22 protein-coding genes are annotated in these 19,324 nt (G+C 60.9%); 16 read left to right on the top strand and 6 right to left on the bottom strand.

Annotated elements, in window-relative coordinates; translation table 11 throughout:
- Positions 1-825, bottom strand: coding sequence for an SDR family oxidoreductase (locus tag VOI22_RS00720; protein ID WP_323796271.1), 825 nt, complete (start codon positions 823-825; stop codon positions 1-3).
- Positions 826-1,236: 411 nt separating this feature from the next.
- On the opposite strand from VOI22_RS00720, the gene uvrC reads away from it, so the two are divergent.
- The 6 genes from uvrC to VOI22_RS00690 all read left to right on the top strand — a co-directional run bounded on the left by uvrC (position 1,237) and on the right by VOI22_RS00690 (position 6,442).
- Positions 1,237-3,204, top strand: a complete 1,968-nt coding sequence (uvrC, locus tag VOI22_RS00715) for an excinuclease ABC subunit UvrC (RefSeq protein ID WP_323794687.1) — start codon at positions 1,237-1,239, stop codon at positions 3,202-3,204.
- A gap of 75 nt (positions 3,205-3,279) precedes the next feature.
- Positions 3,280-3,912, top strand: coding sequence for a CDP-diacylglycerol--glycerol-3-phosphate 3-phosphatidyltransferase (gene pgsA, locus VOI22_RS00710; RefSeq protein ID WP_323794686.1), 633 nt, complete (start codon positions 3,280-3,282; stop codon positions 3,910-3,912).
- 37 nt (positions 3,913-3,949) lie between these two features.
- The gene (gene mobB / locus VOI22_RS00705) at positions 3,950-4,456 is read left to right on the top strand and encodes a molybdopterin-guanine dinucleotide biosynthesis protein B (protein WP_323794685.1); all 507 of its coding nucleotides are present in this window, start codon (positions 3,950-3,952) and stop codon (positions 4,454-4,456) included.
- Between the two features lie 3 nt (positions 4,457-4,459).
- Positions 4,460-5,731: a gephyrin-like molybdotransferase Glp gene (gene glp, locus VOI22_RS00700; RefSeq protein ID WP_323794684.1), complete on the top strand. Its 1,272-nt coding sequence runs from the start codon at positions 4,460-4,462 to the stop codon at positions 5,729-5,731.
- Positions 5,728-5,979 (top strand): molybdopterin converting factor subunit 1, encoded by a 252-nt coding sequence (moaD, locus tag VOI22_RS00695; RefSeq protein WP_323794683.1) that lies wholly within the window; start codon positions 5,728-5,730, stop codon positions 5,977-5,979. Before glp ends, moaD begins: the two co-directional genes overlap by 4 nt.
- Positions 5,980-5,983: 4 nt before the next feature.
- Positions 5,984-6,442, top strand: coding sequence for a molybdenum cofactor biosynthesis protein MoaE (locus VOI22_RS00690; protein ID WP_323794682.1), 459 nt, complete (start codon positions 5,984-5,986; stop codon positions 6,440-6,442).
- A 3-nt stretch (positions 6,443-6,445) separates the two neighbouring features.
- Here the strand turns inward: VOI22_RS00690 and VOI22_RS00685 are convergent, their stop codons facing one another.
- Positions 6,446-7,123, bottom strand: a complete 678-nt coding sequence (locus tag VOI22_RS00685) for a GntR family transcriptional regulator (protein WP_323794681.1) — start codon at positions 7,121-7,123, stop codon at positions 6,446-6,448.
- 81 nt (positions 7,124-7,204) lie between these two features.
- Between VOI22_RS00685 and VOI22_RS00680 the strand changes: the two genes are divergently transcribed.
- The 6 genes from VOI22_RS00680 to VOI22_RS00655 all read left to right on the top strand — a co-directional run bounded on the left by VOI22_RS00680 (position 7,205) and on the right by VOI22_RS00655 (position 12,514).
- Entirely contained in the window at positions 7,205-8,356 is a 1,152-nt protein-coding gene (locus VOI22_RS00680) for a benzoate/H(+) symporter BenE family transporter (protein ID WP_323794680.1), read from the top strand.
- Between the two features lie 510 nt (positions 8,357-8,866).
- Entirely contained in the window at positions 8,867-9,232 is a 366-nt protein-coding gene (locus VOI22_RS00675; protein ID WP_323794679.1) for a hypothetical protein, read from the top strand.
- Between the two features lie 81 nt (positions 9,233-9,313).
- Complete coding sequence (locus tag VOI22_RS00670) at positions 9,314-9,685, top strand: CidA/LrgA family protein (RefSeq protein WP_323794678.1); 372 nt, start codon at positions 9,314-9,316, stop codon at positions 9,683-9,685.
- Positions 9,685-10,404, top strand: a complete 720-nt coding sequence (locus VOI22_RS00665) for an LrgB family protein (RefSeq protein ID WP_323794677.1) — start codon at positions 9,685-9,687, stop codon at positions 10,402-10,404. The genes VOI22_RS00670 and VOI22_RS00665 overlap by 1 nt, the downstream gene beginning before the upstream one ends.
- A gap of 8 nt (positions 10,405-10,412) precedes the next feature.
- Positions 10,413-11,387, top strand: coding sequence for a DMT family transporter (locus VOI22_RS00660; protein ID WP_323794676.1), 975 nt, complete (start codon positions 10,413-10,415; stop codon positions 11,385-11,387).
- 125 nt (positions 11,388-11,512) lie between these two features.
- Positions 11,513-12,514: a DMT family transporter gene (locus VOI22_RS00655; RefSeq protein WP_323794675.1), complete on the top strand. Its 1,002-nt coding sequence runs from the start codon at positions 11,513-11,515 to the stop codon at positions 12,512-12,514.
- Here VOI22_RS00655 and VOI22_RS00650 read toward each other — a convergent pair.
- From VOI22_RS00650 to VOI22_RS00635, 4 genes are all read right to left on the bottom strand, one after another.
- The gene (locus VOI22_RS00650; protein WP_323794674.1) at positions 12,511-13,497 is read right to left on the bottom strand and encodes a 2-hydroxyacid dehydrogenase; all 987 of its coding nucleotides are present in this window, start codon (positions 13,495-13,497) and stop codon (positions 12,511-12,513) included. The two genes, VOI22_RS00655 and VOI22_RS00650, sit on opposite strands and share 4 nt — an antisense overlap.
- Positions 13,497-14,237, bottom strand: a complete 741-nt coding sequence (locus VOI22_RS00645; RefSeq protein WP_323794673.1) for an HpcH/HpaI aldolase family protein — start codon at positions 14,235-14,237, stop codon at positions 13,497-13,499. Before VOI22_RS00645 ends, VOI22_RS00650 begins: the two co-directional genes overlap by 1 nt.
- Before the next feature lie 274 nt (positions 14,238-14,511).
- Positions 14,512-15,489 (bottom strand): N-acetyl-gamma-glutamyl-phosphate reductase, encoded by a 978-nt coding sequence (argC, locus tag VOI22_RS00640; protein WP_323794672.1) that lies wholly within the window; start codon positions 15,487-15,489, stop codon positions 14,512-14,514.
- A 264-nt stretch (positions 15,490-15,753) separates the two neighbouring features.
- Complete coding sequence (locus VOI22_RS00635; protein ID WP_323794671.1) at positions 15,754-16,350, bottom strand: TetR/AcrR family transcriptional regulator; 597 nt, start codon at positions 16,348-16,350, stop codon at positions 15,754-15,756.
- Between the two features lie 188 nt (positions 16,351-16,538).
- On the opposite strand from VOI22_RS00635, the gene VOI22_RS00630 reads away from it, so the two are divergent.
- The 4 genes from VOI22_RS00630 to VOI22_RS00615 all read left to right on the top strand — a co-directional run bounded on the left by VOI22_RS00630 (position 16,539) and on the right by VOI22_RS00615 (position 19,209).
- Entirely contained in the window at positions 16,539-17,087 is a 549-nt protein-coding gene (locus VOI22_RS00630; protein ID WP_323794670.1) for a carboxymuconolactone decarboxylase family protein, read from the top strand.
- Positions 17,088-17,125: 38 nt separating this feature from the next.
- Positions 17,126-17,590 (top strand): nuclear transport factor 2 family protein, encoded by a 465-nt coding sequence (locus VOI22_RS00625; RefSeq protein ID WP_323794669.1) that lies wholly within the window; start codon positions 17,126-17,128, stop codon positions 17,588-17,590.
- 180 nt (positions 17,591-17,770) lie between these two features.
- Complete coding sequence (locus VOI22_RS00620; RefSeq protein ID WP_323794668.1) at positions 17,771-18,625, top strand: cysteine hydrolase; 855 nt, start codon at positions 17,771-17,773, stop codon at positions 18,623-18,625.
- 83 nt (positions 18,626-18,708) lie between these two features.
- Positions 18,709-19,209 (top strand): YHS domain-containing (seleno)protein, encoded by a 501-nt coding sequence (locus tag VOI22_RS00615; RefSeq protein WP_323794667.1) that lies wholly within the window; start codon positions 18,709-18,711, stop codon positions 19,207-19,209.
- The last annotated feature ends 115 nt before the right edge of the window (positions 19,210-19,324 follow it).

The raw sequence follows: 19,324 nt of genomic DNA, 5'->3' as shown, positions 1-19,324 counted from the left end.
CTAGCGGCCTCCCTCGCCCTGAGTGTCAGTATTGCCCATGAAGGCGACGTCGCGCGGCATGGCCTGCAGGACCTGGCCGCCATCAATGGTGATGCACTGACCGGTGAAGGCGGACGCCGCGAGGATGAAGCGCAATGCCGCCAGGATCTGCTCCGGCGTCGAGCCGCGCCCGAGCATGAGAGATTTTTGGGAGCGCTCGAATTCCTCCTGAGACTGCGGCCCGCTCGGCAGGGTCACGCCGGGCGCGATGCCAGCCACCCTGATATCCGGCGCCAGCTCCATCGCCAGCATTTGCGTCATGCCGTGCAGCGCGAATTTCGTCAGGGAATAGGAAAGATAGTCCGGGTTCGGGCCGAACACCTTGTTATCCAGCAGGTTCACGATGCAACAATCGGTGCGGGGGCTGATGCCCTCTCCAGCCTGTCTGCCTACAATTTCGGCAAAAGCACGCGATAGAAGTGCCGGCGCCCGAACATTCACGGCATGATGTCTGTCGATCAATTCTGCCGTGAGATTGCCCAACCGGTCATCCTCGAACAAAGCAGCATTGTTCACCAGCAGGCCGAGCGGCGGCGCGCCGTCGACCGCGCGGTCAATCAGGCGGAGAACGGCGCCCGGGTCAGAGAGGTCGCACTGCAGGGCCTCGGCCGTGCCTCCAGCGGCGCGAATCTCGCCGACCAGAGTCTCCGCGTCAGTGCGCGAGCCGTTGAAATGCACCGCCACATGCCAGCCATCCTTGGCGAGTCCCCGGCACAACTCCGCGCCGACACGGCGGGCGCCTCCGGTCACAAGGGCTGTCCTTTTTTCAGCAGCGTTTCTGGTCATCTGGAAACAGGCTTCACTCATGCAGTCAAAATCAGCTTTGCCGACCCTATCCTTGTGCGCCGAGCGCGAAAAGCCACGACTGCGTTAGGGAGAATTTTTTGCACATTTTGCATCAATAGCCACCAAAGACACGAATGAGTCATGACTTCGTCACAAATAGTGATCAGAATCAGCGTTCTAGAGTATTTTTTGTTATGTTTCAATAGGTTACTGTATTTGCTCAAATTTTGAGCAATGCGGCCAAACTGAGAGAAAATGGGTCCTCGGGCCCTGCACACGAGAGTTATTCACAGCCTTGTCCACAAATATCGGGGATAGAGTCCCGGGCACTAACGTTAACCTTAACTCCCGTTCTGGGTTTGCTGGCGACAGCCCGTTTCCGGCTACGATCAGATCGGTTACAAAGACGGTATGTCGACAACAAAACCCGAGCCGGATCTGCCGGAACAGCCCCCTTCAGCGGGGCCGAAAACGGATATCGCGCGGGGCGTGAAGGTGATCCAGCAGCAGGTCAAACTGCTGCCAAACGCGCCCGGCGTCTACCGCATGCTCGATGCCACCGGCGACGTCCTCTATGTCGGCAAGGCGCAGAGCCTGAAAAAGCGGGTCGCGAACTACACTTTCCCGGCCAAGCTGCCGCACCGGATCTTCCGCATGGTCAGCGAGACCATGCGCATGGAATTCGTGCGCACCCATACCGAAGTCGAAGCGCTGTTGCTCGAAAGCAACCTGATCAAGAAGCTGCGGCCGCGGTTCAACGTCCTGCTGCGCGACGACAAGTCCTTCCCCTATATCCTGCTGACCGGCGACCACGACTGGCCGCAACTGGTGAAACATCGCGGCGCCCGTAACCGCAAAGGCGACTATTTCGGCCCCTTCGCCTCGGCCGGCGCGGTAAACCGCACGATCACCGCCCTGCAGCGCGCCTTCCTGATCCGGAACTGTACTGACGCAACCTTCGCCAGCCGGACCCGGCCCTGCCTGCAATATCAAATCAAACGCTGCGCCGCGCCCTGCGTCGATTATGTCGGCAAGGAGGAGTATGGCGAGCTGATCGAACAGGCAAAAGCCTTCCTGACCGGCTCCAGCCGGAAGATCTCGCAGCAGCTTGCCGTGCGCATGCAGGAGGCGAGCGACGCGCTCGATTTCGAAAGCGCCGCCCGGTACCGCGACCGGATCAGGGCACTTGCCCACATCCAGGCGCATCAGGACATCAATGTCGAAGGCGTCGAGGATGCCGACGTGATGGCCCTGCATGGCGAAGGCGGCTCCGCCTGTATCCAGGTGTTCTTCTTCCGGGGCGGCAGCAATTACGGCAACCGGGCCTATTTCCCGAGCCACGACAAGAGCCTGGAGCCGGGCGAAATCCTTGCCGCCTTCATCGGCCAGTTCTACGACAACAAGCCGCCGCCGAAGCTCGTGCTTGTGAGCCACGACATGCCGGAACAGGAGCTGATCGCCGAGGCTCTCAGCACACGGGCCGACCGCAGGGTCGAGGTGTTGCGCCCGCAACGCGGCTCTAAGCGCAAGCTGATGGAGCATGCTCTGTCAAACGCCAAGGAAGCTCATGCGCGGCGGCTGGCGGAAAGCGCCTCCCAGCGGCGCCTACTTGACGGGCTTGCGGAGGCGTTGGATCTGGACGGCCCGCCGGAGCGGATCGAGGTCTACGACAACAGCCACATCCAGGGCACCAACTCGATCGGCGCCATGATCGTGGCCGGCCCGGAAGGCCTGATGAAAAACGCCTATCGCAAGTTCACCATCCGAAACGTGGTGCCAGCGGATGCCCCTTTGCCGGAGGTGCCCGAGGCCGATGAGAACGGCGACGCGCCGGTTCAGGCCGGTGACGATTACGCCATGATGCGGCAGGTCCTGACACGGCGGTTCAGCCGGGCACTCAAAGAAGACCCGGACCGCAAGTCCGGCAACTGGCCGGACCTGGTATTGATCGATGGCGGTCAGGGCCAGTACACGGCCGTGCGGGAGGTGTTCGACGAGCTTGGTATCGAGGATGTCGCGCTTGTCGCCATCGCCAAGGGGCCGGACCGGGATGCCGGACGTGAACGGTTCTTCTCAGGGAAGCGCGCGCCCTACTCCCTGCCGATCAACGATCCGGTTCTGTATTTCCTGCAACGCCTGCGGGACGAGGCCCACCGTTTCGCCATCGAGACACACCGGGCGAAACGGACCAAAGCCATCGGCCAGTCGAAAATCGACGAGGTCCCCGGAATCGGTGCCAAGCGCAAGAAGGCATTGCTGCATCATTTCGGCTCCGCCCGGGAAGTTTCCCGCGCCGGACTTCAGGATCTCGAAGCCGTCGACGGAATTAGCAAAACTGTAGCCAAAAAAATCTATGATTTCTTCCATGATGAGGGCTGATTGGTGTAGCGTCTCGGCAATGGAATACGAGGATGGAATCACCATCCCGCACACTCTTCAGACCGACGCAGAGATATGACCGGCCTCCCCAATTTACTCACACTCTCCCGCATCCTCGCGATCCCCCTCATTGTTGGGTTCATCTGGTATGGCGAGGATACGTACCGCTGGATCGCTTTCGGTCTCTATGCCTTTGCCGGCATTACCGATTATCTGGACGGCTATCTTGCCCGGTCGCTGAACCAGCACTCCGATTTCGGCCGACTGCTTGACCCGATCGCGGACAAGCTGCTGGTCGGCGCCGTTCTACTGATTCTCTGCGCGCTCGACCATATCTCCGGCTACAGCCTGTTGCCTGCGCTGATCATTCTGCTGCGGGAAATCCTGGTTTCCGGCCTGCGGGAATTCCTGGCGGAGATTCAGGTTCGCATGCCTGTGAGCCGGTTGGCCAAATGGAAGACGGCCTTCCAGATTGGTTCGCTCGGCTTTCTGATCGTTGGCGCGGCAGGCCCCGGATGGCTACCGACCGTGCTGATCGGCGAGGGTCTGCTGTGGGCGGCTGCCATCCTGACCCTGATCACAGGTTACGATTACCTGCGCTCCGGCCTGCTGCATGTGACCCCGGAAGCGGAAGCCGAACGGGCCCGCCGGAAATCCGGGGACACCGGTAAAACCGCCGCAAGTAAAAGCGCTTCTGCTGATGCATGACTTGAGTCCGGGCCATCCGGCCCACTAGACTTGCCCCATGAAAATTTTTGGCCTTGTTGGATGGAGCGGCAGCGGCAAGACGACCTTGCTCGTCAAGCTGCTCCCTGAACTTGTCGCCCGCGGCGTCCGCGTCTCGACCATGAAACATGCTCACCACGCGTTCGACGTGGACAAGCCGGGCAAGGATTCCTTTGAGCACCGCGCCGCCGGGGCCAGCGAGGTGCTGGTCACCTCGGCGAACCGCTGGGCCCTGATGCACGAAAATCGCGGCACGCCGGAGCCGACCATCGAAGAGCTGGTCCAGCATATGAGCCCGGTCGATCTGCTGATCATCGAGGGGTTCAAGGACCACGCGCATGACAAGATGGAAATATACCGGGCGGCAACCGGCAAGTCCCTGATCCAGCCGAACGATCCGCTGATCAGGGCCGTGGCATCGGATGGCCCGGTCGCCGCCGCGACTGTTCCCGTGCTCGATTTGAACGATATTGCAGGGCTGGCGGACTATATTCTCGACTTCACTGGATTATCGAAAGCCGCGTGAGCCATGTCGCAACTGACAGATGACTGCTTCGCCTTTGGCGGGAAGCTGATCCCGGTCGCAGACGCGCTTGCCCGGTTTCGCGAGATTCTGGTCCCGGTGGTTGAGCCGGAAACCGTACCGCTCGCCGATGCCCTCGGACGCGTGCTGGCAACCGACGTCATCGCCGGCCGGTCCGTGCCGCCGCACGACAATTCAGCCGTGGATGGTTTCGCCGTCTATTTCGACGATCTGGCCGAAGGGGCGGATACAGTGCTGCCGGTTACCGCCACCATCGCGGCTGGGCATCCTCTGGACGGCCCGCAGAGACGCGGCACGGCCACAAAGATCTATACCGGCGCACCGATGCCGACCGGCCCGGACGGAACATCCCCCGATACGGTACTGATGCAGGAAGACTGCCGCGTCTCCGGTGAGCGCGTCGTTATCCCGAACGGTATCAAGCGCGGGGCAAACCGCCGCTTTGCCGGTGAAGACGTGAAGCAAGGCGCCCGGATCTTGGATGCCGGCATTCGTCTGCGGCCACAGGATATCGGGCTTGCCGCCGCCGTCGGACGGACAGAACTCAGCGTTTGCAAGCCCCTGCGCGTGGCGATTTTCTCGACCGGCGACGAGGTGCGCGATCCCGGGACGGACGCCCCCGACGGCACTATCTTCGATTCCAACCGGCACACCGTCTCTGCCCTGCTGCGCGGCCTCGGATGCACGGTGATCGACATGGGCATCCTGCCCGACAGGCTGGACACCATTCGCGGCGGGCTTGAAGGTGCGGCAGGAAAAGCCGACATGATTTTGACGACGGGTGGCGTTTCCACCGGTGGCGAGGATCATGTGCGGAGCGCTGTCGAAGCTCTGGGCTCCCTGCATTTCTGGCGCCTCGCCATCAAGCCGGGGCGGCCGGTTGCGCTTGGCCAGATCGGCAAGGTGCCTTTTATTGGCCTGCCCGGAAATCCCGTTGCCGTGATGGTGACGTTCCTCCGGGTTGCGCGGCCATTGATCCAACGGCTCGCCGGAGCCATGGATAAGGACCCGGCACTGTTTCCCGTCCGAGCCGCCTTCGGTTACAAGAAGAAGCAGGATCGGCGCGAATATGTCCGCGTCACCCTGAAGCTCACCGGCGCGGGCGATCTCGAAGCCGTTAAGTTCGACCGGGAGGGGGCCGGGATACTCTCCTCAATGGTGGCGGCCGACGGGCTTGTCGAGCTGCCGGAAGACTGCACCGGCGTTACAGCCGGAGATATTGTCGACTACCTGCCCTTCAGCGAGGTTGGCCTGTGAAGATTTTGTATTTCGCCTGGATGCGCGGCAAGACCGGCATCGGAGAAGAAGATGTCTCTCCGCCCGAGACAGTGACCGACGTTGCCGGCCTAGTGGCCTGGCTGAAAACCCGAGGCCCCGGCTTCGAGGACGCGTTCTCCGACATGAAAGTGGTGCGGGCTGCCGTGAACCAGGAATTCGTTGAACTCGACGCGGCGGTCGGCGGCAATGACGAAGTCGCCTTCTTCCCGCCGGTGACGGGGGGCTGATGCCGTGATCCGGGTGCAGAAGCAGGATTTCGATCTCGCCACCGAACTCTCCGCGCTCAGTGCCGGGAACCACAATATCGGCGGCATCACCAGCTTCGTCGGGCTGGTCCGAGACATGGCCGATGGCGAGCAGGTCGGCGCCATGACGCTGGAGCATTATCCCGGCATGACGGAGAAGATGCTGGAACAGATCGAGGCGGAGGCCAACAAGCGCTGGTCGCTCGAAGCCAGCCTGATCATTCACCGCTACGGCCGGATGGAACCGGGCGAACAAATCGTCTTGGTCGCCTGTGCCTCTCCGCACCGGGAAGCCGCCTTCGAAGCCTGCCATTTCCTGATCGACTGGCTCAAAACCAAGGCGCCGTTCTGGAAACTCGAAGAAAAAGACAGCGGCGCAGCCTGGGTCGATGCACGGGAAAGCGACGCCGACGCAACTGCGAAATGGGACAAGGCGAACACCTAGCCCCTAGGACGCCTCCAAACTCGAGACCATAGCCTTCCCCGCAGTTTCAATGTGCATCACGAGGCAGGACACGGCGCTATCTTCGTCTCGTTTTCTGCAGGCAAGGAGCAAGTCATGGTGCTCGGCATTCGAGCGGCTCGCATAATCCAGCGTGGCGATCGTCATGCTCAGATACCTGTTCGCCGCCTGGCCCAGCATGTCGATGTGGCTTAGGAGCCGAGGGCGCGCAGCCGGAGCATAGAGCGTCTTGTGAAATGCCGCATTCAGCATGCCATATTCCGATGCAGGCGCGCGCTCGATGCGATCCTGAACTGCCGCCGCCCGATCAATTTGCGAATTGCTCAATTCCGGCAATGCGATCCTGAGCGCCAGGCTCTCCGCGGCAACCCGCATCTCGAATATCTCTTGAACGTCATCTACGGAGATCGGAGTCACTCTGGCGCCCCGGCTCGGGTCGAGCTGGACGAACCCCTCGCCTTCCAGAAGCCTCAGGGCGTCACGTACCGGCATCCGGCTGGCCTTGAAACGCTCTGCCAGATGCTCCTGACGCAACGGACTGCCCGGCGACAATCGGCCTGAAATAATCTCATGACGGAGCCCGGAAACGATGTCCGCCACGGTCCCGCCGCGTCGCCTCAACACCCGGCCATGCATTTCGGTTACTTTTTCCACGTTACTCATAATTAAACCTAGCGCGTTTGAATAATTGACAAAATCTCTTTTTGTATCCAATTTTTATTTTTGCATCCAAAAGAGATCCACATGCGCTCCTCAATCGTCATTTCCGCATTCGTCGCGGTTGTTGTCGGCTTCGGCGGATCGGTCGCGGTCGTTCTGGCGGCAACAAAAGCCGTTGGCGCCACGGAACTTGAGACCGCCTCCTGGATCGGAGGCCTATGCCTCGCCATGATGGCGACGTCCGGTTTCCTGAGCGTTCGCCACCGGCTGCCTGTCGTCACGGCCTGGTCGACGCCAGGGGCCGCGCTGATTGCGGCGACGAACGGTGTAAACATGAGCAGCGCGGTTGGTGCCTTCCTCGTTGCCGCAGCTCTTGTCCTGGCCACTGCCGCTTTCCGCTCCCTTGGCGCACTTGTCGAGAAACTTCCGTCAGCGATCGCATCCTCCATGCTGGCAGGCGTTCTCTTTACCTTTGTGCTCGAAATATTCGGGGCACTTCAGGGGAGCCCAGCACTCGTCCTGCCTCTGGTCGGGGGCTTCATGGTTCTCCGGCTGGTCTCGCCGGCATGGGCAGTCTTGCTGGTGCTCATTGGCGGCATCATGTTGGCGCAGGGTCTGGGGATGATCGGTTCAATTCCTGCACTCGGCCTTTCGGAGTTCACGTTGATCCATCCGACCTTTGATCCCGCGGTGCTGATCGGGGTCGGGGTCCCGCTATACCTTGTGACCATGGCGTCGCAGAACCTTCCCGGTGCAGCTGTTCTGCGCGCCGCCGGATATCACGCGCCGATGCGCTCCATCCTGACGGTGACCGGCCTCGCCTCGCTCCTGACCGCCCCGCTCGGCGCCCACACATCCAATCTTGCAGCAATCACTGCCTCGATCTGCACAGGACCGGACGCCCATCCCGATCCATCCAAACGATGGCTCTGCGGACCGTTTTATGCACTCGGTTACGGCTTCCTCGCCATCTTCGGCGCATCGGTCGTGGCTGTGTTCACCAGCTTCCCCGAAGCGCTGATCCTGACGATAGCCGGGCTCGCGCTTCTCGGCCCGTTCGTGGGAGCGATCGGCAACGGTCTGGCGGAAGAACGCCATCGATTTGCCGCCGCCGTGACCTTCGTCGTTACAGTTTCCGGGATTGGCCTGTTCGGTATTGGGTCCGCGTTCTGGGGGCTTTTAGCCGGACTAGCCGTTCTCGGGCTTGATCGCCTGAAAGCCATGATTGTCCGATAGTCGCGGCAGACACGTTGTCCGTCGGCCTGGAGACGTCAAAACGAGTTAACGGAATCGCCTTCTATGCCTGCCATTTCCAGTTCGACTGACCGAAAATCAGGGCCCTAACGTGGAAGCTCGAAGAAGAAGACAAAGGTGCCGAATGGGTGGATGCGCGGGACAGCGACAAGGACGGCGCATATAAGTGGGACTGAGCGCCTGACGCTGTGCCTTTCCCGTGCCCAACTTGTCGCTCATAGACTATTTTTTACCGCCCACGAAAAACTTACCCAAAAACGATGCAGCCCACTGAAATAGCAAGTTAAATTTCGCCTTTTCCTATGCGAAAACTGCATGCGCCCCATGCATAAAACGCAATTGCTGGCAGCGTCTCCGTCACCCATACGGGGGGCGGCAATTAAACGGGCCGATTGGCCGTTTGCGACACCCCGCAAACGGCCTTTGCTCTTCCCGGAGCAGCGCTTGCCCGTCGCCGGATGAGAAACCGACGATGTGGCAGGGAGACCGGCGATGAGCATTCGCTTGGTAGAGCGCGATTTACTTGATGTGGCGACGGAGTGCGGCCTTGAGGATTATCCTTATTGGGCCGGAAGCGAGCGCCGCATTACCGACGCGGATATCCAGCGCGCGCTGGCCGAAGAACGGCTGATCGCTCCCGACGACAATCGTGACCCGAACACCCCGATGAAAGCCGAAGATCATGCCGCGCGCGTCGCCTGGCTGGTCCGCCACGGCGACCGGAAGCGGATGAGCATCATTATCCGAAACGGGCGGCTGTGCGACGGCAACCACCGTTTTGCCGCCTGCCTCTTCGCCGGGATCGAGCGTGTGCGCTGTGTCATGATGGAAACCGGCGAACTGGCCGCGGCAGCTTGACCCTGCCCTCTCCGAGAGTCTGTTGTTAACCACCGGAGACCGGCGCTAGAGTCCAGAGTGTCCTTGCCTCCGGAGATTCCCATGATCGGTGCCATTACCCTGCTGCTCGGCTGTCAGCTGCTGGGAGAATTATTCATTGCCGCCACCGGCTGGCCCCTGCCCGGCCCTGTCGTCGGCATGGTTATCCTGTTCACGGGCCTGATGATCCACGGCAAGGTGCCCGCGCCGGTCGCCGCCGTGTCCGACACATTGCTCCGCAATCTGTCCCTACTGTTCATCCCAGCCGGCGTCGGGGTGATGCTTCATCTGAGCCTGATCGAGCGTGAATGGATCGGTGTTACCGCCGCACTGATCGGCAGTACCGCCATCACTGTCGTGCTTACCGCTCTGCTCATGGTTGGCCTGAAGAAATTTACCCGAGTGGGTCAGGATAGCGTCGGGGGAGACAGCTGATGGAAGGCGACTTCAGCGACATCTGGGTTTACCTGTCGGCAAGCCCTCTACTGCATCTGTTCCTCACGCTACTTGCCTATCTCGGCGGGCAGAAACTCTACGAACGGCTTGGCATGCACCCGCTGGTCAACCCGGTGCTGATCGCGGTCATCGTCCTAGTGGCGATACTGGTCGTGACCGAGACTCCCTATCTGGTTTATTTCGAAGGCGCACAGTTCGTGCATTTCCTGCTCGGCCCTGCCACGGTCGCCCTCGCCCTGCCTCTTTACCGGCAAGTCTCCCGCATTCGTAAAGACCTGGTCCCGATCCTGCTCAGCGTGATTTTCGGCTCCCTGGTCGCGACCGGCAGCGCCGTCGCCATTGGCTGGGCCTTCGGTATCTCCGAGGCGACCCTGATTTCCATTGCGCCAAAATCCGTGACCACGCCGGTTGCCATGGGCATCAGTGAGAAACTCGGCGGCCTGCCCTCTCTCACCGCTGTCTTCGTCATTCTGACCGGCATTCTCGGCGCCATGATCGGCCCGCTGATGCTTGACCTGTTCCGCTTCAAGGACTGGGCTGCGCGCGGCTTCGCCATCGGCATCGCAGCACATGGCATCGGCACCGCCCGGGCCATGCAGGTAAGCGAGATCGCAGGCGCCTTCTCCGGCCTCGCAATGGGATTGAACGCGCTCGCCACGGCGATCCTGCTGCCGCTGCTTTGGCAATTGTTTTTCTAGGCTGGTGAATGACCCATACGGCGCACCTTAACAAGCCAGCCGCAGGCATCGCCTTGGTCCTTGCAGCGATGATTTCGATGTCGATCAACGATGCCCTAGTCAAGAGCCTGTCTGGCAACTATCCGCTACATCAGGTGATCTTCACACGCGCTCTGATCGGCCTTGCTCTCTGTCTCGTCTTCGTCCGCTTCGAGGGCGGCTGGGCCATACTGAAAACCCGCCAGCCCGGCCTTCACTTCCTCCGGGGCCTGTTGATCGTCATTGCCAATTCCTGCTTCTTCGCGGCCATCGCCGTGGTTCCGCTCGGCGAAGCGACCGCAATCTTTTTCGCGGCCCCGCTCCTGATCACCCTGTTTTCTGTACCGGTGCTCGGCGAGCGGATTGGACCGGTCAGACTGGGCGCGGTTCTCATCGGTTTCGCCGGCGTGATGATCATGCAACGCCCCTGGGCCGATGCGGGCAACCTCGGCGTCAGCCGGATTGTCCTCCTGTTGCCACTGGTTGCGGCCAGTGCCTACGCCCTGCAACAGGTCATGACCCGGCGCCTCGGCCTGGTCTCAAAGGCTTCGGCGATGGCGGTATATATCCAGGCCGTTTTCGTCGTGGTTTCGATTGCTGTCGGCGCGATTGCCGGAGATGGCAAGTTCGCTGCCGGACTGGAGAATCCGAGCCTGCTATTTCTACTTCGGCCCTGGGTCTGGCCCGAAGCGCCGGATATCTGGCGTTTCCTTGCCCTCGGAGGGAACATCGCCGTTGCCAGTTACTGCATTTCGGCAGCCTACCGGATGGCAGATGCCGGAACCCTGGCTCCCTTTGAATATACAGGCCTGATGATGGCCGTGTTCTGGGGCTGGGTGATCTGGGGCGAAGCCCCAGGCCCCGAAGTCGCGTTCGGGATTGTTCTGATCGTTGCCGGCGGCCTTGCCGTTTTCTTCCGGGAACGGCACCTGGCCGCACGCCTGACGCCGCAGCCGGATACCTGAAAAACAGCCACGGCTGACACTGAACGCCCGATCTCTCGGAACTGTCCCGCTTGCGCCACACGCCCCGGAAAGAGACGGCGCGTCGGGACAAGACACGATGTTTTTTAAGGCCTAGTGTCCGGCATATGACCGATACATCCGCGACAGCCATCAACCGCCCGACCTTCGGGATTGCCCTCATTCTGGCCGGAATGCTTGCGATCTCCATCAATGACATGCTGATCAAGGAACTCTCCGGCGGCTACCCATTGCATCAGATGGTGTTTACCCGGTCGGCGATCGGTATTGCCTTCAGTCTGGTGATCGTTCAGTTCGAGGGTGGCTGGAGCATTCTGAAAACCCGGAGGCCGGGATTGCACGCCTTGCGCGGCCTGCTCGTCGTCACCGCAAACATGTCCTTTTTCGCCGCGCTCGCAGTGCTGCCTCTGGCCGATGCGACCGCGCTTTTCTTCGCCGCCCCCCTGTTCATTACCCTGCTGTCCATCCCGATCCTCGGCGAGAAGGTCGGGCCGTTCCGTCTCGGCGCTGTGCTGGTCGGCTTCATTGGCGTGATGATCATGCAGCGTCCCTGGGCCAGTCCGGACGATCTCGGCGTCAGCCGTCTTGTGCTCGTGCTGCCCGTGATTGCGGCCATAACCTATGCCGGCATGCAGATCATGACCCGCAAGCTCGGCATGAGCAGCAAACCCTCCGCGCTCGCGGTTTATATCCAGCTGATGTTCCTGATCGTCGCAGGCCTGTTCTGGATCTTTGCCGGTGACGGCCGTTTCGCGGAAGGAAGCGACAACGAAAGCCTGATCTTCCTGCTCCGCGCCTGGGTCTGGCCCGAAGGAACCGATTTGTGGCTTTTCATCGGGCTGGGCTTCAATTCGGCCGCCGTCGCCTACTGCCTCTCCGCCGCCTATCGCGCCGCCGACGCCGCGACGATTGCACCGTTCGAATATACAGGCCTGCTGCTCGCCGTGTTCTGGAGTTGGGCCATCTGGGGATATCTGCCGGGCCTTGAAGTGATGATCGGCATCTTCCTGATCATGGCCTCCGGCCTGTTCGTCTTCCTGCGCGAGCGCCAGCGCAACCGCCCGATGGCGAGCGACCCGCCGGCCGGCACGGGCGCAACCCGGCGCTAGTGACCGAGAGAAACCGGGTGGACCGGGTTCCGTCCGAGCGAGACATCCACAATCGATCGCAGCGCTGTCCGGGCAATGTCCTCGAAACATTCATCCGTCCAGCACAGCGCATGCGGCGTGACGATGGTGTTCGTCATGGTGAGAAGCGGGCTGTCTGGCGAGATCGGCTCGACCTCCGTCACATCGAGCCCCGCGGCGGCGATCTGTCCGGACCGGAGCGCCTCGCAGAGGGCCGCTTCGTCATGGATCGGTCCGCGGGCAACATTGATGAAACAGGCGGTCGGCTTCATTTTCCCGAAGGCCTCCGCATTCATCAGATGACGGGTCTCGTCGTTCAGCGGACAGGCGACAACGACAAAGTCCGCTTCCGTGATCGTCTCTTCGAATGAACGTTTTTCCGCACCCAACCGGGCATACAGATCTGCATCGACGTAAGGATCATTGACCAGCACCTCCCGGAAGAATGGCCGGGCGAGCGGGATCAGCTCCTGGCCGATACCGCCGGCGCCGATCAGCCCAAGCCTCCGGCCGGTAAGGCCGATCCCCATGTGCTCGACGCGATCGTTCCAGCGGCCTTCGCGGACGATCCGGTCCTTGGTGAAGAGTTTCCCGGAGAGCGCAAAAATCAGCGTCAGCGCCGCAACGGCGACCGGCCGCCGGATCGCGAACGGCGTGTTCGTAACCGTGATCCCGCGGGCGGCACAGGCGCCCACATCCACCGTGTCGAAACCAACGCCGTTCCGCGCGATGATCTTCACCTTGCAGTCGTCGCGAGAGACCGATGCGGCGGTGACCAGCGGCAGGTTCACATGCAGGCCGTCATACCGCGCGGCAATCTCCGGCGTGATCTCGGAGACATCTTCCGGGATCCACTCCCACTCGATGTCCGGATTGCCCCGGAGTTCCTCGAATGCCGCCTCGTTGAATGCCGGCTTGCCGGATGCGGTCAGCAGATCCCGCGTCGTGCCGATCCTGAATGCCATCAGGCCCCCTCCACGTCTTTCAGCACGGACCGGACGCCCTGCATCAGCAGGCCCTGATCCGTTCCGACACCAAGCATGTTGAATCCGTAATCCTTGTATTCCTTGGCGATGGCCCCGCTGGCCGGCATGAAACCCAGTCCCTTGCCGTGCCTTTTGGCCGCCGCGACCACCGTCTTGACCGCATCGATAAAGACGGGATTTCCGAACTCGCCAGGGATGCCGAGGAAATTGGCGAGATCAAAATGGCCGAGCCAGAGCACATCGATGCCGTCCACCGCCGCGATCTCGTCGACATGCGCCAGACCATGTTCCGTCTCGATCTGCGCGATCACCGTGATTTCGGCATTCGCCTTCGCGATCTTGTCCGCCGGATTGCCGTCCGAATAATCGTCATGGGCGAATCCGAAGGCGGCGCCGCGCCGTCCGACCGGCGGGTAGCGCGTGGCCTCGACGATGCCTCTCGCCTCTTCGGTGCTCTCGACCATCGGGATCATCAATCCCTTCATGCCGATATCGAGTGCCCGGGCGAGGAACTGGTATTCCCCGCGCGGAACGCGGCACATCGGGACAATCGGCAGACCTCTGCAAAAGGAAACCTGGTCCTTCAGCGTCTCAAGCCCGATCCCGGTATGCTCCATGTCATAGAGCACGTATTCGCAGCCCGCATGCGACAGGATCTGGGGTATCCCGGGGCTGAAGAACTCGAAAATCATGGCGCCGAGCACCGGTTCGCCCGACATGGCTCTCTGCCTGAGTGTCATCGCTAGTTCCCCCTGTACCTGACCACGGCCCGAAGGCCCGGACCTGCGTCACGCAAAGCGCATGAACATGCGCACGGGCGGTAGCGTGCCGACATTCAATGCCGGGCTCAATGGATAGATTGCCGGATTTCAGCTAGCGGGATGGCGCGTCCGGATCGGGAAGCAAATCGAGCGCTCAGCCAGAGCCGGACAGCCGCCTAGAACCCTTGTTCGACAGAGGGCGCCCGCGAAACGTGCGATGGAACCAGATAGCTCACGGCCAGAGAGGTGCGCCGTCCAGCCCCGCGACCTCCGGCAGGCCGCAGATCAGGTTCGCGTTCTGCACTGCCTGCCCCGCCGCGCCCTTGCCGAGATTGTCGACCACACCCATCGCGATCACCAGATTGCGTTCCGGATCGGCCGCATAGCTGACGAATGAAAGGTTCGAGCCGGTCGCCCATTTGGTCTGTGGCGGCGTGTCGGTCACGCGGACGAATGCACGCCCGTCATAGAAACGCCGGGCCGCGTCCAGGCACTGGTTTGTGGTGGCACTGCCGCGGCAATAGATGGTGACGAGGACGCCCCGGGTCATCGGTACCAGATGCGGCGTGAAAACGAGCCCGTCCGCACTGCCGCCACTCAGCATCTCGATCGTTCGGGCCATCTCGGGCATATGGACATGCTTGAGCAGACCGTAAGGCACCAGATTCTCGTTGCTCTCGGCATAGCCGAACTTGTTGTCACCGCCGCCCCGGCCTGCGCCGGAGATGCCGGTCTTCGCGTCCACCACGATACTGCCGGACTCGATCAGCTTGTTGGCCAGCAGCGGCGCGAGCGCATTGAGCGTGGCCGCCGGGAAGCAGCCGGGATTGGCGACGCGGGTCTGCCCCTCGACCTTCTCGGGCCAGACATCGGCCAGACCATAGGCCCAGCCCTCGACATGGCGATGATCGCCGCCGATATCGACAATCTTCACGTCCTTGGAAACCCGCGCCAGCGCCTCGGCCGAGGCGCCCGTGGGCAGCGACGCGAACAGCACATCGAGCTTCGGCAGATTTGCCGGATCCCACTTCTCGATCACCAACCCGGCCAGCTTGGTCGGCACACCGGGAAAGCGCTCCACCAACCGGCTCCCGGCCGTGCTCTCGCCCGCAGCATAGACCAGCTCGAAAGACGGATGCGCCGCGATCAGGCGCAACGCCTCGCCCCCGCCAAACCCGCTGATCCCGACAATGCCGACACGTATGCTCATGGTGCTGTCCTGATGCTGGAGTAATACCAGATTGTTATAGCCGTGTTGTCATTCGGGACAAGGAGGGCGTTGAAGAGGCCAGCGGGTGGAGGCTTCGTTTGGATTGCGTGCTGTTAGATGACTGGAGCGAACGGCTGCTTTCGACCTAAATCCATCTCCTCTCAGAGGACGGACTCTCCATGAAAAAGATGAAACTTTTGGAGCTCAGGTTAGAAGATATAAACAGACTGCAGACTAAGTGACGGTCAGCAGAAATGGGCACACCTACTTCTCGGCTGATGGTTCGCCGCCGAGAGCCGCAGCGATCAATCCTTCCGCTATCGTTTTTGCGGTACGGGCGGCCTCCGATATGCCACGGACATGAGCAGTGACGATCGCGCCTTCCTTTAGAAGGGCAAGTTGCTCGGCCAGCTCCGATGGATTTCGGGCACCCGCATCAGCGCAAACCTTCGTCAGATAATCGACAATACGCCGCTTATGCTCACTCGATATGCGATGGGCCGGGTGCTCCTGATCGCCGAATTCACTTGAAGCATTGATGAAGGCGCAGCCTGAGAAGCCAAGCCCCTTAAAAGCACGCCCTCGGAACCAGATTTCAAGAGCGTCGAACATGGCAATCAGGCGCTCGCGAGGATTGGATGAGACCTTCTCCATCTCCCCCATCAGCCAATTGCGGAACTGCTCGTCTCGGCGGTTTAGAACCGCCAGGATCAGTTCGTCCTTCGACTTGAAATGTTTGTAGAGCGTCATCTTGGCCACTCCGGATTCGGCCAAGACCTTATCGATCCCGGTGGCGTGGAAGCCCTGGGTATAGAACAGTCGCAGGGCAGTATCGATCAGGTCATCGCGGCGCGAAGTCACTATATTGGCTCCTTCCCAAAGTACAGCGCTTTACCAGACAGGTCTGTCTAATTTGTGCACCTATGATCACCTCTGCAAGAGATTCTAAGAATCTTCTCAAAAAAATTTATCTTGATAATAGACAGACCTGTCTGTATATCTGCAATCATCGAAACGACGCGCACTTGCGTATGTCCAAGGAGCCAATGATGACCCGACTTCAGTTTCCCGCCTCGATCGACGACGCCCCCGCCGCTGCACAGCCCTTCCTGCAAGGAGTGGAAAAGATGCTTGGCAGCGTTCCGAACCTCTTCCGCTTGACCGCTAACAGCCCGGCCTCCCTCGAAGGCTTTCTGGGCCTCAACGGTGCCCTCGCGAAAGGAGCGCTCAAGCCTCAGACGCGGGAGCGGATCGCGCTTGCCGTGGCCCAGATCAACGGCTGCGCCTATTGCCTCTCGGCCCATACCTATCTCGCCAAGAACCTCGCCAAACTCGATGATGCGGAGATCGCCGCAAACCGCGCAGGATCCTCCAGCGACCCGAAAGCCGATGCGGCAATTCGTTTCGCCGTGGCTCTGGTTAACCAGCGCGGTCATGTGAGCGACGACGACGTATCGGCTGTCCGAACCGCGGGATACAGCGACGGCGAGCTCGTTGAAATCGTGGCGCATGTCGCCCTGAACACGCTGACCAACTACCTCAACGAAGCGTTCGGCACGCCGATCGACTTTCCGGCCGTCGACGCAAATGCCGCCTGACGGAACATCTTTTTTCAGCGTGTAACAGGAGGCAATCAATGAGCCGCCCACCCTTTCCCCCATTCGACGAGGAGACGGCCGCATTAAAGGTGCGGAAGGCCGAAGATGCCTGGAACGGACAATCTCCAGAGCAGGTGGCGCTTGCCTATACGCCAGATAGCCGATGGCGAAACCGGGCAGAAACCTTCGAGGGGCGAGACCGAATTGTAGAGTTCCTGACGCGGAAATGGTCGCGCGAGTTGGACTACCGTCTCATCAAGGAATTATGGGCGTTCCAAGGCAACCGCATCGCGGTCCGCTTCGCCTACGAGTATCGCGACGACAGTGGTTTCTGGTTCCGGGCCTATGGCAATGAGAACTGGGAGTTCGCACCCGATGGACTGATGCGGCAACGGATCGCATCCATAAATGAGCTGCCGATCAGCGAGTCCCAGCGGCTGTTCAGGTGGCAGCAAGGGCCACGACCCCAAGACCACGCCGGGCTCACGACACTGAGACTCTAGCCAAGACTTCAGATCCGGCCGCGCAGCAACGGCCTACCAGAAATATCGATCTCCCAATCCGCCGCGGACGAACCTCGCCCGTGAACGGGATGGGTTTGTCCGGCGACAACCGCCGGTTTCTTCAGCCGGCCGGTGCGGTGTGCTGCCTCCCTGGCCAGATCACAAACAAGGAGTTCAGATATGAACAGCAAGCACGATCACAACTGTGGCTGCGACATCACCCATGAACATGTCGATTTGGCACGTCGCCGTCTGTTGGCCGGCGCCGCAGGAGCTACTGTTGTCGGTGCCGTCGGCGCCAGCAGCACCGCATTGGCAGCCACCGAGCAGGCACGCGCCACCTACGCCGATCCGGAGAATCCAGGCCTACCCCAGATCGATATGACCATCGAACCAGGTCGAACCGCCCTTGTCGTGACGGACCCTCAGATCGATTTCCTCTCGGAAAAAGGCGTCACCTGGGGGGTCGTCGGCGAAAGCGTCACCGAACAGGGAACGGTCGATAACATCGAGCGCCTGTTCATCGCCGCGAAGTCGGCTGGCATACCGGTGTTCATCTCCCCTCACTACTACTACCCGCATGATCACAAGTGGCAATTCGAGGGCACGCTGGAAAAGACCATGCACTCGATCGGGATGTTTGACCGGCTCGGCCCGCTGAACCTGGAAAACTTCGACGGATCCGGCGCCGACTGGATGCCCCAGTACAAGAAATACATCGAAGATGGCGAGACGATCGTCTGCTCGCCGCACAAGGTGTATAGCCCGGCGCAGAACGACCTCAATCTTCAGCTGCGCAAGCGCCGGATCGACAAGGTGATCCTTGCCGGTATGTCGGCGAACCTCTGCACTCAAGCGCACCTCTATGACCTTCTCGAACTTGGCTACGAAGTCGCCGTCGTCCGCGATGCGACAGCGGGCGCAAAAGTTCCGGAAGGAGACGGCTACCTCGCCGCCATCATCAACTTCCGAATGGTGGCGAACGCTGTCTGGTGGACGGATGACGCCGTCAAGCGGATGACCAACGGCAGCTAAACCATGCTGGCGCCGATCCCTCCGGCGCCAGCCCTTCCCCTGCACAAGCACTTCCAGAAACGATCACAAGAAGGAACAGTAAGATGATTCGGAGACAAACGGTCCTGGTCTACGCCACAGCCGCAACAATCTTCTATGGCCTGGCACTCTACGCGTCAGCGGCGTATGCGGCAGACGAATACAACGTCTCGAACGGCCTGACGCTGACCGGCAACCCGCTAGGTGTCCACGGCATCGATCCAACGTCTCTATTCGGCGGAGAGGCAGCGAGACTCGGTTCGGCCGATTTCACGGCCGCGCATGACGGCGTCGACTACTACTTCGCCTCAGCCAAGACACGAGATCGTTTCAAGAGCGGTCCGCAGGCCTTTCTGCCGCAGTACGGAGGCTTTTGCGCACTTGGCGTGTCGCTCGGCAAAAAGCTGGACGGAGACGTCCGCTATGCCGACATCGTCGATGGCAAGCTCTATCTGTTCGTCAACGAGGTGATCTTCCAAAAATACCTCGAAAACAAAGAGGCGGTCCTGGCCGGAGCCAAGGAGACCTGGCCAAAGATCCGCACCTCTGCGGTAGACGCGCTTTAGGTCGAGAAGCTAGCAGCTCAAGTCGGAGCCACGGGGATCCACCCAATCGAATGTATACTGGTGGATTCCTTGCTGGCTGCTCCAACGCAGACTGCGCCTGAAGCCTTTGCTACCT

The sequence above is a fragment of the Nisaea sp. genome, from assembly GCF_034670185.1.
GTDB lineage: Bacteria > Pseudomonadota > Alphaproteobacteria > Thalassobaculales > Thalassobaculaceae > Nisaea.
This window is presented reverse-complemented; position numbering and strand designations above follow the sequence as displayed.